At 69.2% G+C, this 14,252-nt stretch carries 15 protein-coding genes and 1 pseudogene; 11 read left to right on the forward strand and 5 right to left on the reverse strand.

What is annotated here, in order from left to right; genetic code table 11:
- Positions 1–929 precede the first annotated feature (929 nt).
- Both AB0F77_RS38675 and AB0F77_RS38680 read left to right on the forward strand, forming a co-directional pair.
- Complete coding sequence (locus tag AB0F77_RS38675) at positions 930–1,532, forward strand: NAD(P)H-dependent oxidoreductase (RefSeq protein WP_361958138.1); 603 nt, start codon at positions 930–932, stop codon at positions 1,530–1,532.
- 93 nt (positions 1,533–1,625) lie between these two features.
- Positions 1,626–1,891, forward strand: a pseudogene (locus tag AB0F77_RS38680) (transposase); the annotation flags it as partial.
- Here the strand turns inward: AB0F77_RS38680 and AB0F77_RS38685 are convergent.
- The gene (locus AB0F77_RS38685; RefSeq protein WP_361958141.1) at positions 1,853–3,139 is read right to left on the reverse strand and encodes an IS256 family transposase; all 1,287 of its coding nucleotides are present in this window, start codon (positions 3,137–3,139) and stop codon (positions 1,853–1,855) included. The pseudogene AB0F77_RS38680 and the gene AB0F77_RS38685 overlap by 39 nt on opposite strands.
- On the opposite strand from AB0F77_RS38685, the gene AB0F77_RS38690 reads away from it, so the two are divergent.
- From AB0F77_RS38690 to AB0F77_RS38700, 3 genes are all read left to right on the forward strand, one after another.
- Positions 3,125–3,820 (forward strand): hypothetical protein, encoded by a 696-nt coding sequence (locus AB0F77_RS38690; RefSeq protein ID WP_361958144.1) that lies wholly within the window; start codon positions 3,125–3,127, stop codon positions 3,818–3,820. The two genes, AB0F77_RS38685 and AB0F77_RS38690, sit on opposite strands and share 15 nt — an antisense overlap.
- Positions 3,817–4,413 (forward strand): V-type ATP synthase subunit D, encoded by a 597-nt coding sequence (locus AB0F77_RS38695; RefSeq protein WP_361958147.1) that lies wholly within the window; start codon positions 3,817–3,819, stop codon positions 4,411–4,413. The genes AB0F77_RS38690 and AB0F77_RS38695 overlap by 4 nt, the downstream gene beginning before the upstream one ends.
- Positions 4,414–4,694: 281 nt before the next feature.
- The gene (locus AB0F77_RS38700) at positions 4,695–5,216 is read left to right on the forward strand and encodes a hypothetical protein (protein WP_361958150.1); all 522 of its coding nucleotides are present in this window, start codon (positions 4,695–4,697) and stop codon (positions 5,214–5,216) included.
- A gap of 49 nt (positions 5,217–5,265) precedes the next feature.
- Here the strand turns inward: AB0F77_RS38700 and AB0F77_RS38705 are convergent, their stop codons facing one another.
- Both AB0F77_RS38705 and AB0F77_RS38710 read right to left on the reverse strand, forming a co-directional pair.
- The gene (locus AB0F77_RS38705; protein WP_361958153.1) at positions 5,266–5,664 is read right to left on the reverse strand and encodes a nuclear transport factor 2 family protein; all 399 of its coding nucleotides are present in this window, start codon (positions 5,662–5,664) and stop codon (positions 5,266–5,268) included.
- Positions 5,665–5,760: 96 nt separating this feature from the next.
- On the reverse strand, positions 5,761–6,948 hold the full coding sequence (locus AB0F77_RS38710) for an FAD-dependent monooxygenase (protein ID WP_361958156.1): 1,188 nt from the start codon (positions 6,946–6,948) through the stop codon (positions 5,761–5,763).
- Between the two features lie 228 nt (positions 6,949–7,176).
- Here AB0F77_RS38710 and AB0F77_RS38715 point away from each other — a divergent pair, with 228 nt between their 5' ends.
- Positions 7,177–8,577, forward strand: coding sequence for an amino acid permease (locus tag AB0F77_RS38715; RefSeq protein WP_361958159.1), 1,401 nt, complete (start codon positions 7,177–7,179; stop codon positions 8,575–8,577).
- Positions 8,578–8,591: 14 nt separating this feature from the next.
- Here the strand turns inward: AB0F77_RS38715 and AB0F77_RS38720 are convergent, their stop codons facing one another.
- Both AB0F77_RS38720 and AB0F77_RS38725 read right to left on the reverse strand, forming a co-directional pair.
- Positions 8,592–8,837: a universal stress protein gene (locus AB0F77_RS38720; protein ID WP_358079771.1), complete on the reverse strand. Its 246-nt coding sequence runs from the start codon at positions 8,835–8,837 to the stop codon at positions 8,592–8,594.
- Entirely contained in the window at positions 8,753–9,046 is a 294-nt protein-coding gene (locus AB0F77_RS38725; protein ID WP_358079773.1) for a universal stress protein, read from the reverse strand. The genes AB0F77_RS38720 and AB0F77_RS38725 overlap by 85 nt, the downstream gene beginning before the upstream one ends.
- A gap of 259 nt (positions 9,047–9,305) precedes the next feature.
- Here AB0F77_RS38725 and AB0F77_RS38730 point away from each other — a divergent pair, with 259 nt between their 5' ends.
- The 5 genes from AB0F77_RS38730 (at position 9,306) to nhaA (ending at position 13,690) form a co-directional block, all read left to right on the forward strand.
- Entirely contained in the window at positions 9,306–10,985 is a 1,680-nt protein-coding gene (locus tag AB0F77_RS38730) for a chloride channel protein (RefSeq protein WP_361958163.1), read from the forward strand.
- A gap of 95 nt (positions 10,986–11,080) precedes the next feature.
- Complete coding sequence (locus AB0F77_RS38735) at positions 11,081–11,326, forward strand: hypothetical protein (protein ID WP_361958166.1); 246 nt, start codon at positions 11,081–11,083, stop codon at positions 11,324–11,326.
- A 5-nt stretch (positions 11,327–11,331) separates the two neighbouring features.
- Positions 11,332–11,460: a hypothetical protein gene (locus AB0F77_RS38740; protein ID WP_361958169.1), complete on the forward strand. Its 129-nt coding sequence runs from the start codon at positions 11,332–11,334 to the stop codon at positions 11,458–11,460.
- Between the two features lie 159 nt (positions 11,461–11,619).
- On the forward strand, positions 11,620–12,036 hold the full coding sequence (locus AB0F77_RS38745; protein ID WP_361958237.1) for a DUF4396 domain-containing protein: 417 nt from the start codon (positions 11,620–11,622) through the stop codon (positions 12,034–12,036).
- Between the two features lie 346 nt (positions 12,037–12,382).
- Positions 12,383–13,690, forward strand: coding sequence for a Na+/H+ antiporter NhaA (gene nhaA / locus AB0F77_RS38750; protein WP_358079807.1), 1,308 nt, complete (start codon positions 12,383–12,385; stop codon positions 13,688–13,690).
- Positions 13,691–14,252 lie beyond the last annotated feature (562 nt).

Here is a 14,252-nt window from a genome sequence, read left to right on the forward strand (position 1 = left end):
GAGCGAGTAACTCCCACTCCTGGTCAGTGAGTTCATGACGGCGTACCACAACACCATCATCTACCACCCGAACGATCTTTGAAGACGGACCCTAGAACCCAAGCGTTCCTCTGGGGCCAGAGAAGTCATTCACAGCCACACAGGCGTACGCAGAGGGTCTGGAGCACGTTGCGGCCAACTGCACGCCGACCAGCCCGAGAGAAGTACCCCGCACGGATCTGGGCCGACTGGCTGTGCGGTGAACACACCCCCGAGCGCCGCCAAAAGACAACCTCCGCCGCCCCGGCGCCCTCAACGACCACCCCGAATGGGAAGCAGCACTGCACGAAGTCGACGAACACTGGAACCCGACCTAGCCGGCAGACTGGCAACGCCACTACGCCGCGCAGCGAACTGGTACGCGACGAAGACCAGAGCCGCATCCTCCCCGGCGTCACCGCCCACGGCATGGACATCGGCAAATGGCTCGCACGCCAGCACCAGCACACCAGGTGCTGGCGAAGGCGAGTTGGACGGGCTTGTCGCACCCCATGGCCAGCGGCCGGAAGCGGGTTGCCGAGGTGACATGTGCCACACTTCGATTTAAAGCAACCGGTTGGATTGACAGGGGGCGGATGACCTATGAATATGTTCAGGCTGATGAATCCGAAGGAAGGGTAACGGTGCACACGCGCCCGGTTGGCAACAGGGCACCTGCCCAGGGTCAGCCATGGACCGAGCCCTCCGGGCGTGATTCACCGTGCCGCCACCCGTTCAGCAACACCTCACAATACCAAATCCGTGGCAGAGTGGTTTACGGAAGACCGACAAAGATAAGCATCGCCTGAAGAAATTCACCCACCCTCTCCGCGAATTCTATTGCAAGCCCTCCGGCTCCAATTGCCCGGCAGGGATGGAATTAACCATAACGAACTTACCGGGAAGATAAAATGAATCTGCTTTCCATTGATTCAAGTCCTCGGATGCACCACTCGCGTTCGCGACGCGTCGCGGCGCACTTGATTGATGTCCTAGTGGAACGAAACGGAACAAACCTGGTCCACAGGGATCTGGCGCAAGACCCGCCGCCGCACCTGGACGCCGCGTTCCTGGATGCTTACTCCACGATGCCCGCTGAACGCACACCGCAGCAGAACGCCACACTGAAGTACTCCGACATGCTGGTCGACGAGTTCCTCACCGCCGACATCATCGTTGTCTCCACGCCCATGTGGAACTTCAACGTTCCTTCCACACTAAAGTCCTGGATCGACCACATCGTCCGGCTCGGGCGCACCGTCAACGCAACCGGCAGCGGGTTCGAAGGTCTGGCAGCCGGCAAGAAGATGTATGTCGTCATCGGAAGCGGCGACTACTACTCGCACGGTCCTCTCGCCATGTACGACGCCGTGACGCCGTCGCTGCGAGCCGCCTTCTCCTTCATCTCGCTGCACGACCTCGAATTCATCCGCGTTGAAGGCACGAACCAGCCACAGACCCGGGACAGCGCCGTCGACGCGGCAATCTCCGAAATCGATCGACGTTTCCGATAAGAGCTCGTAACACGATCTTGTTGAGATGCCCTGGTGGGGCGTGACCGGTCAGACGATTCGGTCGTTCGTGATGGCGTGAGTACTCGGCCGTGGATCGTGGACGACGACTTGTGGGTGTTGGCCGAGCCGCTGCTGCCGCCCTGGCCCGAGCGGTCGCCGGGCCACGGCCGGTGGCGGACCGGCTCTGTCTCCAGGGCATCCTGTACGTGCTCTACAACGACATCGCCTGGCAACTCCTGCCGCTGGAGCTGGGGTTCGACTCCGGGCAGACCTGCTGGCGCCGCTTGGAGCGGTGGCAGCAGGCCGGCGTCTTCGACCAACTACACCGAATCCTGCTCTCCCAGCTGAACGCCACCGGCGGTCGTGCCCCTTGGCGTGGTGTAGGCGATCATTCGTCGGTGGCGGGCAGCAGGGTGGTCTTGTCCGGATAGAGGCTGTCCATGCTCTCGTTGGAACAGGTAGCGGCGGGGGAAGGCGATCCACTCGTCGTGCAACTCGATCAGGACGGCGGTCGCGAGGCGTTCGACGGCGGCGTCGTTGGGGAAGACCTGGACGACGTCGGCCCGGCGTTTGACCTCGCGTTTTAAGCGCTCCAGCGGGTTCGTCGACTGGATCTTCTTCCAGTGCTGGTGGGGGAAGTCGGCGAAGGCGGTGAGCTCGTCCTTGGCGTCCAGGAGCATCTCCTTCACCTTGGGGAACTGCTTGCCGAAGGCGTCGGCAACGGTGTCGAGCTGGGCGCGGACCGAGACGGCATCGGGCTGGGCGAAGATCGTGCGGATGGTCGCGGCGGCCATCTCGGCGTGCTGCTTCGGGATCACCGAGAAGACATTGCGGACGAAATGAACGCGGCAGCGCTGGTGTGCGGCTCCGATCATGACCTTGCCGATCGCGGCGACCAGGCCGAGGTGCTGGTCGGAGATGACGAGCCGGACCCCGTTCAGGCCGCGTTTGCGCAGGTCACGCAGGAAGGTGGTCCAGAAGGTCTCGTTCTCGCTGTCGCCGACCATGACGCCGAGGACTTCGCGGCCGCCGTCCTCGGTGACGCCGGTGGCGATTACCACGGCGCGGGAGGCGATCTGGTGGTCGACGCGGGCCTTGAGGTAGGTGGCGTCGAGGTCGACGTAGGGGAAGCGGGTGTGGTCCAGGGGGCGGTTACGAAAGGCGGTGAGGCTTTCGTCGAGGTCGTCGCAGATCCGGGAGACCTCGCTCTTGGAGATGCCGGTGTCCGAGCCGAGGGCTTTGACCAGGTCGTCGACGCTGCGGGTGGACACGCCATGGACGTATGCCTCGATGATGACGGTGTAGAGGGCCTGGTCGACGCGGCGCCGGCGTTCCAGGAGGCTGGGGAAGAAAGTGCCGGCGCGGAGTTTGGGGATCGCGAGTTCCAGGTCGCCGGCCTGGGTGGTCAGGGTCCGTTCGCGGTGGCCGTTGCGGTAGGCGGTGCGGGTCTCGGTGTGCTCGCCCCATGCGGCACCGATGTGCTGTGTCGCCTCGGCTTCTATCAGTTCCTGCAGGACTCGTTCGGCCGCGGCCCGGACGATCTCCAGTCCGTCCGCCGAGCGTAGTGACTCCAGAAGGCGGAGCAGGTCATCATGGGCCAGGGCCATCGTGCATCTCCCGGTCGGATTCACCGTTCACCGCGGAGAGTTGCACGGTGGCCCGTCCTCGTTCAGGGCGCACGAGCGGTCCACCAGGGGCAATACGGTGGCGAGCCGGGGGCGCACAGCGACCTGGCCTCCCTGTACGAACGCTGCGGACGCATTCGGGGACGGCCCGGCTCGGTCACCGTGCTGCCGGTGCTCACCATGCCCGCGGGCGACATCACCCACCCCGTGCCCGACCTCACCGGCTACATCACCGAGGGCCAGATCGTGCTCTCACCCGAGACACACGCGCGAGGCGTCTACCCGCCGCTGGACGCCCTGTCCTCCCTCTCCCGGCTGATGCGCAAGGGCGCAGGGCCCGGCCGTACCCGCGCCGACCACCTAGACGTCGCGGCCCAGCTGCTGGCCGCCCTGGCCCGCGCGCGGCAGGTGCATGATCTCGCGGACCTGGTCGGCCAATCGGCGCTGAGCCCCACCGACCGCCGCTACCTGGACTACGACGAGGCGTTCCTGCGGGACTTCGCCGACCAGCGCAGCGACGAACCGCGCGACCTCGACACCTCGCTGGAACGCGGCTGGCGGGCGCTGCTCACCCTGCCCCGCAGCCAGCTGTCCATGCTTCCTGCCCCCCTCCTCGACACCCACGGGGCAAAGGCCGCCCCGGGCGCGGAAGCGTCCCGATGACCGGCGCACGCCGGACGCCGCCCAGCCGTGCGGGACACCTGCGGCTGCGGCACAGCCTTGATGTCGCCGAGCGCGGAGCCGACCTGCTGGAGCAGAAGCTGCGAGTCCTGCGCTCCGAGCACCAGCGGCTGCTGCGTGCGCGGGAGGCAGCCGAGCGCGCCTGGCGGGACCTGCTGTCCGAGGCCGAGAGCTGGCTGCTGCGCGGACTGCTCCTGGGCGGGGAACAGGCCCTCGACTCCGCCGCCGCGGGCATCGGCCCCGCCGAGGTCACGGTGCGCTGGACCACATCCATGGGGGTACGCCATCCGGCGACGGTCGCCACGTCCGTGCACTCCCGTCCGCCCACTGCCGCCGCTCCCATCAACACGGCCCTCGTGCACGCCGAGGCAGCCTACGGCCGTGCCGTTCGCGCCGCCGCCGAGTACGCGGCGGCCCACGCCGCCGCCGAGCTGGTGGGCGCGGAAGCCATCAGCACACGGCACCGGGCCCGTGCTCTGCGGCGCCACTGGATCCCCCGCCTGCGGGAGGCACTCGACCGGAGCGACCTGGCCTTGGAGGAGGCCGAGCACGAGGACAGCGTCCGGCGGCGCTGAGCCGCCCGGCAATGACCCGATCTCGTTCGAGTCCATGGTGAAGGCGAAGGCGAAGATCACTGCCATGATCACCGCGACGGTGAGGACACCGGCGAAGTTGCCGACGAACACCGAGCGCCATCAACTTCCGCGTCGGCCTCGCCCGCCACCCCGGTCCCGACGGAGCCCGTGTCGTCGTCACCTTCGACGGCAAGGTTCCTCGGCTACAGGTGGTGCCCGGCGCCACCCTCGCGGAGGGGGGCGGCGCTCCGCCCGAAAACCAACCTTGGCATACTGCAAAGATGGCAGGCACAGCCCCGCGCACCCGCACACCCCTAGCAGCATCCCTGTCCGTGGCACTCGCCGTCCTGACCGCCGGCTGCTCGGACCATTCCTCCGCCCGGGCCACCGTCCCCGCTCCCGCGTCCACCGGCTCGGCCGTCCCGGGCCGTATCCAGGTGGATGTCGCCGACGTCGACATGACGATCACGGGCGCCGTGGCGCACCTCGACCGTTCGGGCAATGGCTCGCTCAGCATGAGCGTGCGCAATGACGACGGCGTTCCCGAGCACCTCGGCATGGTCGCGACCCCGGATGGTGGGCGGGGCGAACTGGTCGGGGGAACGTCGGCCGAGGGCAACGGCTCGCTGTCCACCGCTGGCATCCTGCTCCTGAGCGGCACCACCGTGACCTTCGGCGGCACCGGACCGCGCGTACTGCTGCACCACGTGCACGGCGCCACCGCACAACACACACTGCCCTTGGCCCTGCAGTTCGGTGTGGTCGGTCTGGTCCGGTTCCAGGCACGTGTCACGTCACCGTGAGCGCCGGCTGCGACCCGCGCGCACGCATGCGGGCCGACACCGCTCCGCATCAGGCCGTGATCCCGGTGAAAGCCGCCTCCAGCGCCTCGACCCGGTCGGTGTAGCCCGTGATGCGCGTGATCAGGCCGCCGGTGACGTCGAAGACGTGATACACGGCGTTCTCCGGGTCGGCCGGAGGCACGGCCCCGTGGATGCGCAGGCCGAGGACGACGGCGGCCGGGTAGGTGAAGGTCTCTTCGACGTCGGCCCGCAGGCCGAGGGCGCCCAGGCGGGCACAGCGGCTGAGGACGTGGGAGCGGGTGTGGCAGCCGGTACCTCCTTCATCGGGCGGGTTCCAGCGCACGTCCGGATGCAGGACATCGCCGAGCGACCTGCAGTCGGCGGCGTCCAGAGCTTTGCGCAGCCGAGCGGTGACGGAGCCGGGACCGGAACGGGAACTGGGCGACATCTGGACCTCTCAAGCGCGCGGGGCGGTCGGTGCCGAACCGGTCCCAGCCGCCAGGGCACCGCCGGGAGCGGCGCCATGCAGCCTGCCTATGATCAACTATGCGGGCACTGCCGCGAGTTGCCACAGCGACGGCCGTCGCTTCCCCGTCAGCGCGGTGCCGGCGAAGAGCCGGGCACCCGGCAGGCCGGCGAAGCGCAGGGCGGCACGGCGGATGTTCAGCTGTCGCTCCGACTCGGGGACGAACCAGCGGGCCGTTCGGCGGGCGGCGCGTTGTCCGTCCCTGACGACCGGCCGCCAGAGGCGTTCGTAGCCGTGCAGCGCGTCCTCGACGCGGCGGGCAGAGGCGAGTTGGTCGGCCAGGACGTAGGCGCCGGCGATCGCCAGGGAGGCCCCCTGTCCGGCGAGCAGGGACACGGCCTGACAGGCGTCACCGACCAGGACGACCCGCCCACGGCTCCAGGACGGCAGATCGGTCTGGGCGACCTGGTCGTAGTAGACCCGCGAGGACGGCGGACAGCCGGCCAGTGCGCGCGGCACCAACCAGCCGAGGGAGCCATATCCGCGATACAGCGCGGCCCGCGCGTCGTCCGGGCGGCGGGGGTCGGCGCTGCGGTGGACGGCGAAAGCGGCGACCTTGCCGTTCCGCAGGGCGTACAGGCCCATCTGCCGGTCGACACTGTCGGTGAGACAGAACCGGCCGCCGAGCTCCGCGTGCACCTGGGGGTCGTCGAAGGTGAACGCGGCGGTGTGGTAGCCGAGGTAGCGCACGTACCGCTGCTCCTCACCGAAGACCATGGCCCGCACGGTGGAGTGGAGACCGTCGGCTCCGACGAGGAGGTCGGCGTCGAGGGTGCTGCCGTCGGTGAGGGTGAGGCGGATGCCGTAGGCGCTCGGGTCGATGCGTGCCGGGCCGACGCCGAACCGCAGGCCGACGGCGAAGGACAGCCGTTCGCGCAGGGCGAGTTCGAGGTCGGGCCGCATGATGCTCAGCAGGCGGCCGTCGAGGGAGCGGGCGAGGCGGTCGTAGCCCAGCCGGGCACGGCACTGGCCCAAGTCGTCGACGAAGGCAACCTCGGAGACCGGGTAGCCGAGTTCCTCCAGCCGGGGCAGCACGCCCATGGCCTCGGCCGCGTCGTACCCCGGGCCGAAGAAGTCGATCATGTATCCCTCGGTGCGGGGGCACGGAGCCCTTTCCAGGACCACGACTTCCCAGCCGAGCGCGTTGTGCAGACGGCTGGCCAGCGCCAGTCCGGCGATACCTGCTCCGCAGATCACTGCTCTCATCGGTGCGCTTCGCCTCTTCCACTTCGGACACCCCCCACTTTTGCACTATGCAAAGCTCGGGCGCAAGAAGGCTCTGCTCGCCCCGCCAGTCGGTCAGGATTCTTGATGCGCCCCTAACGCCTCACCGACGGCCTTTTGACGTACCGTTGACATCGGTGTGCCGGGAAGACGGGTCGGCGAAGTGCCCCTGGTGAAGCGTCCGTTGAGGACATCGAGGAAGGTCTTCGCGTGACCCCGTCGAAGTCGGCTGCCGCCGTCGCGGCCGCCCCGTCCATCGGAGTGCGCGGCCGCGGTCCGCGCCGTTCCGTTCTCTTCTTCGCGTTCGCCTTCGCGGTGATCGCCGACCCGGTCTCCTCCGTCGCGTACGCGATCGAGGCCGCGCTGCGCGCCCTGCACGGTGACCTGGCGCTGCTGCTGCCGACGATGAGCCTGGTGATCGGGCTCGTGGTGGTCGTGACCGCGAACTACTGGCAGTTGGTGCGGCGCTTCCCGAAGGGCGGTGGCGCGGCGGCAGCGGCCGGCCGGGCCTTCGGCGCCCGCTGGACGTTCCTGCCCATCGGCGCCCTGGTGGTCGACTTCGTCCTGACCATCGGCATCTCCATCGCCGCGGCGGCCAGCGCGGTCATCGCTCTGTTCCCGGGCCTGGCCGCGTGGCGCATCCCGCTGGCACTGGTGCTGCTGGTCGTGGTGGCCGGGCTGACCTGGTTCGGGCACGGCGGACGGTTGCTGTTCGCCGTGATGACCGTCGCGTTCGTCGTGATCTCCGTGGCGGTACTGATCCGGGGCTTCGCCTCTCCGCACACCACCGGCCACGCAGGCACGTCCACCGCCCCGGGCCACTCCGCCGTCCTGGCCGTGGTGCTCGCCTTCCCGGTCGCCATGGCGCTGGCCACCGGCATCGAGGCACCCTCGACGGCGATCGCCCAGCTGGGCCAGCTCGACGACACGCACCGCCGCCGCTTCGGCCGCGGCACCCTCGCGCTCCTTCTCGTCATCGTCGGCGGCCTCACCCTGGCTCTCACCGCTCTGACCGTGCAGCTGCATATCGGCATCCCCGGCGCCGACTCCACGCAGATCGCCGACATCGCGCACGCCGCCGCTGGACCCGGCTGGCTCTACGGTGCCTTCCAGCTCACCAGCTCACTGCTGCTGCTCGCCGCCGCCAGCTCCTCCTTCCAGGCCGGACCCGGACTGCTCAAGGCCCTGTCCGGCACGGCCGAGCGGCCCGGCGTCCTGCCGCCGGTGCTCGGCCGGACCAACCACCACCACACCCCGTACTGGTCGCTCGTGGTCTACCTGGCGGCCGCCGCGCTCATCATCGTGGCCGCGGCGGGCCAGGAGCAGGAGCTCGTGCTCTTCTACGCGGTCGCGGTCTTCGTCAGCTTCCTCATCGGCCTGCTCGCCATGGCCCGCTTCGCCCGCCGGGAGAACAAGACGGCCCTGGCCTGGGTCAACGCGCTGGCGGCCGCAGCCGTCGCCTTCACCCTCGCGGTGAACCTGCTGCGGGGCTGGCCGATACTGTCGCTGGCCGCGACCCTGCTGATCGCGGCGGGCCTGTACGTCCGCTGGACGCGGACCGGACGCCCCAGCGGCATCGAGGACGTCGAGGCCCGCGCCGAAGCGGACTGACACCAGCAGGCGAGTCAGGTGCGCGCGGTCCGGTCCGTGTCGGCACGGACGACGAGGACCGGGCAGGTGGCGTGGTGCACGCAGTGGTGACTGACCGAACCCAGCAGCATCCCGGTGAAGGCGCCGTGCCCGCGGCTGCCGACCACCAGCAGCTCGGCGTCCTTCGCGGCCTCGGTCAGCGCCGCCGCCGGGTGACCCTCGACGACCTGAGGTCCACGGGCACGCCGGGCTGCTCCCTCAGCGTCTCCCCGACCGTGCACCGCAGGCTCTCGCGGACCCGTTTCTCGAAGTCGGCGTCCGAGTAGTCCACCGGCATGCCGTCGGTGGCCGGCAGCCGCCATGCCTGGCCGGGGCGTAGTTTTGTGCCGGTCAGTTCGGCCTGGCGGGCGGCCCGGCGCAGCGCCGCCCGGCTCGCCTCGGACCCGTCGACGCCCACCACGATCAGTGGTGGGGAAATCTGGCTGCTCACTGTTCGCCTCCGTGGCTCCTACGCCTACCGGCCTTCGCGCGGGCGCGCTCCGGATCAAAGAGGCCGTTCGGCCCCGGTGGCCGGCCAAGGTCCCGTGGCACACACGCTTGACTCCTTTTGCATAATGCAAAGATAGGGAAGGGGAGCGATGAGCGCCATACCGGCAGCGACGGACGGGAAGCACGTGCCCAGCGCAACAACGAGTGGAATCACAGCCGCGCCAAGGCTCACAGGCCTACGTACCGCCCCATGGGGCCTGATGGCACTGGCGGTCGTGGTCGGCGGCGGGGCCGGTGCGGGTTCGATCGTCTTCCGCTGGTGCATCGAGACGTTCACCCGCCTGTTCTCCGGCCACGCGGACTACGCCGCCTCCCCCGGCGCGGGCAATCCGCACGTTCCGTGGCTCGGCCCGTACTTCGTGCTCCTCGCCCCGGTGGTCGGCGGTCTGCTGTACGGGCCGCTGGTGAACCGGTTCGCCAAAGAGGCGCGCGGCCACGGGGTGCCCGAGGTGATGCTGGCCGTCGCCCAGCGCGGCGGGCGGATCAGCCCGAAGGTCGCCGTGGTCAAGACACTGGCCTCCGCCCTGTGCATCGGCTCGGGCGGCTCGGTGGGCCGCGAGGGCCCGATCGTGCAGATCGGCTCAGCCCTCGGCTCCACCCTCGGCCGGGTGACGAAGGTGACCGAGGCCCGAATGAAGCTGCTGGTAGCGTGCGGTGCCGCGGGCGGCATCGCGGCCACCTTCAATGCGCCGCTGGCCGGCGTGTTCTTCGCCATGGAGCTCATCCTGGGCACCTTCAGCGCGGAAGCCTTCGGCGCGACCGTGCTGGCCAGCGTCACCGCGAGCGTCATCGGACGCGCCGCCTTCGGCAACACTCCCTTCCTGAGCCTCCCCGACTTCCACGTCGACCACCTCGCCCAGTACGGCCTGTTCGCCGCGCTCGGCATCGGCGCCGCAGTGGTGGGGGTGGGCTTCTCCCGGTTCCTGTACCTGATCGAGGACGCCTGCGACTGGTTGTGGCGCGGCCCGGAATGGCTGCGCCCGGCGGTCGGCGGGCTGGTACTCGGCGTGCTTCTGCTGGCGCTACCGGAGATGTACGGCGTGGGATACCCAGTGCTGGAGAAGGCGACCGAGGGCGGATACGCGGTCGGCTTCCTGCTCCTGCTACTGGCGGGCAAGATGCTGGCGACGAGCCTGACCATCGGCATCGGCGGCTCGGGCGGGGTGTTCGCACCCAGCCTGTTCATCGGGGCGATGCTGGGCTCGGCGTACGGCGTCGGCGTCCACCACCTGGTGCCCGGTTCCGCCGGCGCGGTGGGCGCGTACGCACTGGTCGGCATGGGCACGGTGTTCGCCGGTGCGGCACGGGCGCCGATCACCGCCGTGGTCATCCTTTTCGAGCTCACCAGCGAGTACTCGATCATCCTGCCGCTGATGCTGGCCATCGTGCTCGCCACCGCCACCAGCCGCCTGCTCTCGCACGACACCATCTACACCCTCAAGCTGCGCCGCCGCGGCATCGACCTGGAAGGTGCAGCCCCCGGCGCCCGGATCGGCACCCAGCGCGTCGACGCCGTCATGGAGCCCCTGCCCTCCCCCCTAGCGGCATCCACGACCCTCGCCGACGCCGCCGACCTGCTGAGCCTGTCGGGCCATGGCGCCCTCCCGGTCATCGACGAGACCGGTGACTACACCGGCGTCGTCACTGCCCAGGCGGTGGCCGAAGCACTCGCGGAACAACCCGAGGACGCACCGACGCGAGCCGGGCAGCTCGCCGAGACGCCGCCGCCCGTCCTGGCCGACCAGCCTCTCTCCCAGGCCCTGCACGCCCTGCTGTCCGCCGCCGGAACCGGCGTACCGGTCCTCGACTTCGAGCACGGCAAACCGGTCGGCTGGCTCAGCCATCAGAGCGCGCTGCACGCGGTGCACACAGCCCCTTGACGCCCTCGGGAAGGCTCACCCAAACACCAATTTTGCACTGTGCAAAATGGGTACAGGGACCTCTGGACACAGGGAGTATCCCAAGGAGGTGGGCCATGCACACCGAGCACGTCCAGCGCTCCTACTCGTTCGCATGCCTCGACTGCGGACACGGATGGGAGGACACGTATGACATCGACGTGTCCGTGGACGAACACGCGCGGATCACCGCGATCTATCACCTCGGAGGCAGGCACGTGCCCTCGCCGCTGCAGTCGCCCCGCTGCCCCGCCTGCGAGAACCGCAAGATACGCATCATGCGGCCGGGGCGCGTGGCGACGGCCCACCTGCACGAGAGGTGATGCCGATGGAGCCGCACCACCAACCGGCCGCCTGCCTGGAGGCGCCGGGCTGGGCCAGTCTGGGTGCGGCCGGGGCAAGCGCCCTGGCGATCGCGGCGGACATGACGCTGCGCGGATACCGGCAACGCATGTGAATCATGTACCTGGTCTACCCGACCACGGCCCTGTACTGGGGTCCGGCCGCCCTGTGGTTCTACCTCCGCCACGGTCGACGGACCTCGCGGCCGGTGATCGAACGGGAGGGCAAGGTTGATCCGGAGAAACTTCCGGAATAAGTCACCTCCGCCAAGGCCATCGGCCATTGCGGCGCCGGGTGCGCACTGGGCGACATCGTCGGCGAGTGGCTGGTGCGGTCGACCGGCATGGTGATCGCGGGCAAACCGCTGTACGCCGACTTCCTCCTGGACTTCGTCCTGGCCTGGCTGTTGGGCGTCGGTTTCCAGTACTTCACCATCGCTCCCATGCGTGACATCGGGCCCGCGCAGGGACTGTGGGCGGCCGTCAAGGCCGATACGTTCTCCATCATGTCGTTCCAGATCGGCCTCTTCGCGGGCATGTGGTTGTACCAGGAGGTGTTGTTCGCTCCGGGACTGGCCAAGACCACCGCCGCATACTGGCTACTGATGCAGCTCGCCATGATCGTCGGCTTCTTCACGGCCTGGCCGGTCAACGGCTGGCTGGTCCGCGTCGGCTGGAAGGAGCGGATGTAACCATGCCGACCCGAAGCACCCGGCATCCGCACACCGCACCCGCATTGCTCACATCGGAGCATTTTGCGCAACGCAAACGTACGTGTCGCCCTGGGCGGGCCTGGATGGGCACGGTAGTCGTCGGTACGTCCATCCCCGGCCCGCCCGTCCGCGGAGGCAGAGCCCGACTGATGCCGTGACGACGATCACGGCGAGGCGGCGCACCCGGGGCGCCCGATCCGCATACCTGTGGTGGCCGCGGATAGGGTGTAAAGAACGCGTCAAGCGATGCGGGGTGTGCCGGGAAGTCTGGTCGGCGTCAAAGGGGCACGTGTGCCCGAAACCGGTGCTGTGGAGGTCTTCCCGGATGCGCGGTGGCAGGCGTGAGCGTTCTGTGTTCCTGGGCCTGCTGCCCTGGACGGAGCGGGTGCGGGTGGCCCGGGCCCTGCGTACGGAGACGGTCGGCGGGCTGGTGCTGCTGGCGGCGGCCGTGGTAGCACTGGTGTGGGCGAACTCCCCGTGGAACGGCGCCTACGAGGCCATCCGCGACTTCCACTTCGGAATACCCGCACTCGGCCTGGATCTGTCGGTGGGCCACTGGACGGCGGACGGGCTCCTGGCCATCTTCTTCCTGGTCGCCGGGATCGAGCTGAAGCGCGAGCTGGTCGTGGGCGAGCTGCGGACTCCGGCCACGGCAGCCCTGCCCGTGGTCGCCGCCCTGTGCGGCATGGCGGTCCCCGCCGGCGTCTACCTGGCCACTACCGGAATCGGCGGGGGCAGCCGACAGGGCTGGGCGGTGCCGATGGCCACCGACATCGCCTTCGCGCTCGCCGTCCTCGCGGTGCTCTCCACCCATCTGCCGTCCGCCCTGCGAGCCTTCCTGCTGACCCTGGCGGTGGTCGACGACCTCGGCGCGATCCTGGTCATCGCCGTCTTCTTCACCAGCGACCTGAACCCCGCCGCCCTCGCCGGAGCCGTGGCCGGATTGGTCGTCTTTTATCTGCTGCAGCGCTTCCGGGTACGTGGCTGGTGGTGGTACCTCCCGCTCGGCGTGGCGATCTGGGCGCTGATGTACAACGGCGGCGTGCACGCGACAGTCGCCGGTGTGGCCATGGGCCTGATCCTGCGGACCACACCGGACGAGAGCGAGGACGCCTCCCCCGGGGAGCGGACCGAGCATCTGCTGCGGCCGGTCTCGGCCGGCGTGGCCGTACCGCTGTTCGCACTGTTCGCCGCCGGGGTGAGCGTGTCGACCGAGGCCCTGGGCGAGGTTCTCACCCGCCCGGAGCCACTGGGCGTGGTGCTGGGCCTGGTCGTGGGCAAGACGGTCGGGATCTTCGCCGGCACCTACCTGGCCGCCCGCTACACCCGGGCCCGCCTCACTCCCGACCTGGCATGGGCAGACGTGTTCGCCCTGGCGGTCCTGGCCGGCATCGGCTTCACCGTCGCCCTGCTCATCGGAGAACTCGCCTTCACTGACCCGGCCGACGTCGAGCACATCAAGGCCGCCGTCCTGCTCGGCTCACTGATCGCCGCGGCCGTTGCGGCCCTGCTGATCAAGCGCCGCAACGGAATCTACCGCCGCCTGTGGGAGGCAGAGACCCGCGACGAGGACACCGACGGCATCCCCGACATCTACCAACGCACCGCCTCCGGCCGCGAGGGCACGGGCTGAACGGTGTCCGTTCCACTCGCGCTTGTGTTATCACACCAGTGAGATCACCACTGCACGCGCCGACACTCTGACGACATCAGCTGCAAGGAGGGGGGCCGAAGGCCCACGATCCGTTCAGGCGAGGCGGTGCGCTCGACATCACGATGGGATGGCTCTGCGTGCTGGCTGCGACTTCTCTGCTATTGAAGGCGATAGAGCTGACCAGACACGGCGCTTCACCCTCGTGACCGCTGATCGCAGGCGCGGTGGTCGCACTCAGCCTGTACCGGATCCGCCGGGACAGGCCCCGGGGCAGGCCGTGAATGCCCCTGGCCGACTGGCCGCGGCCCCCGTGACGTTTTCCGCGGTCCTGCAAGGGGACCGCCGGCCTCCGGGCCCGGCATGACTGTTCTCTCCTGTCGATCGGATGGCCTGGGGGGGTGCCACCGGGCCCGGGAGGCGCCGTTGGAGACGCTGATCAGAGGTCCGACTACCACCTGGCCTGGAACAATGCCCGGCCGCTTACGGGTGGCAGGTCTGCATGACGTGGATGCGCGCAAACGACGCCGACGCCCTGGCCGGC

The sequence above is a fragment of the Streptomyces sp. NPDC026672 genome (assembly GCF_040638185.1).
Classification (GTDB): domain Bacteria; phylum Actinomycetota; class Actinomycetes; order Streptomycetales; family Streptomycetaceae; genus Streptomyces.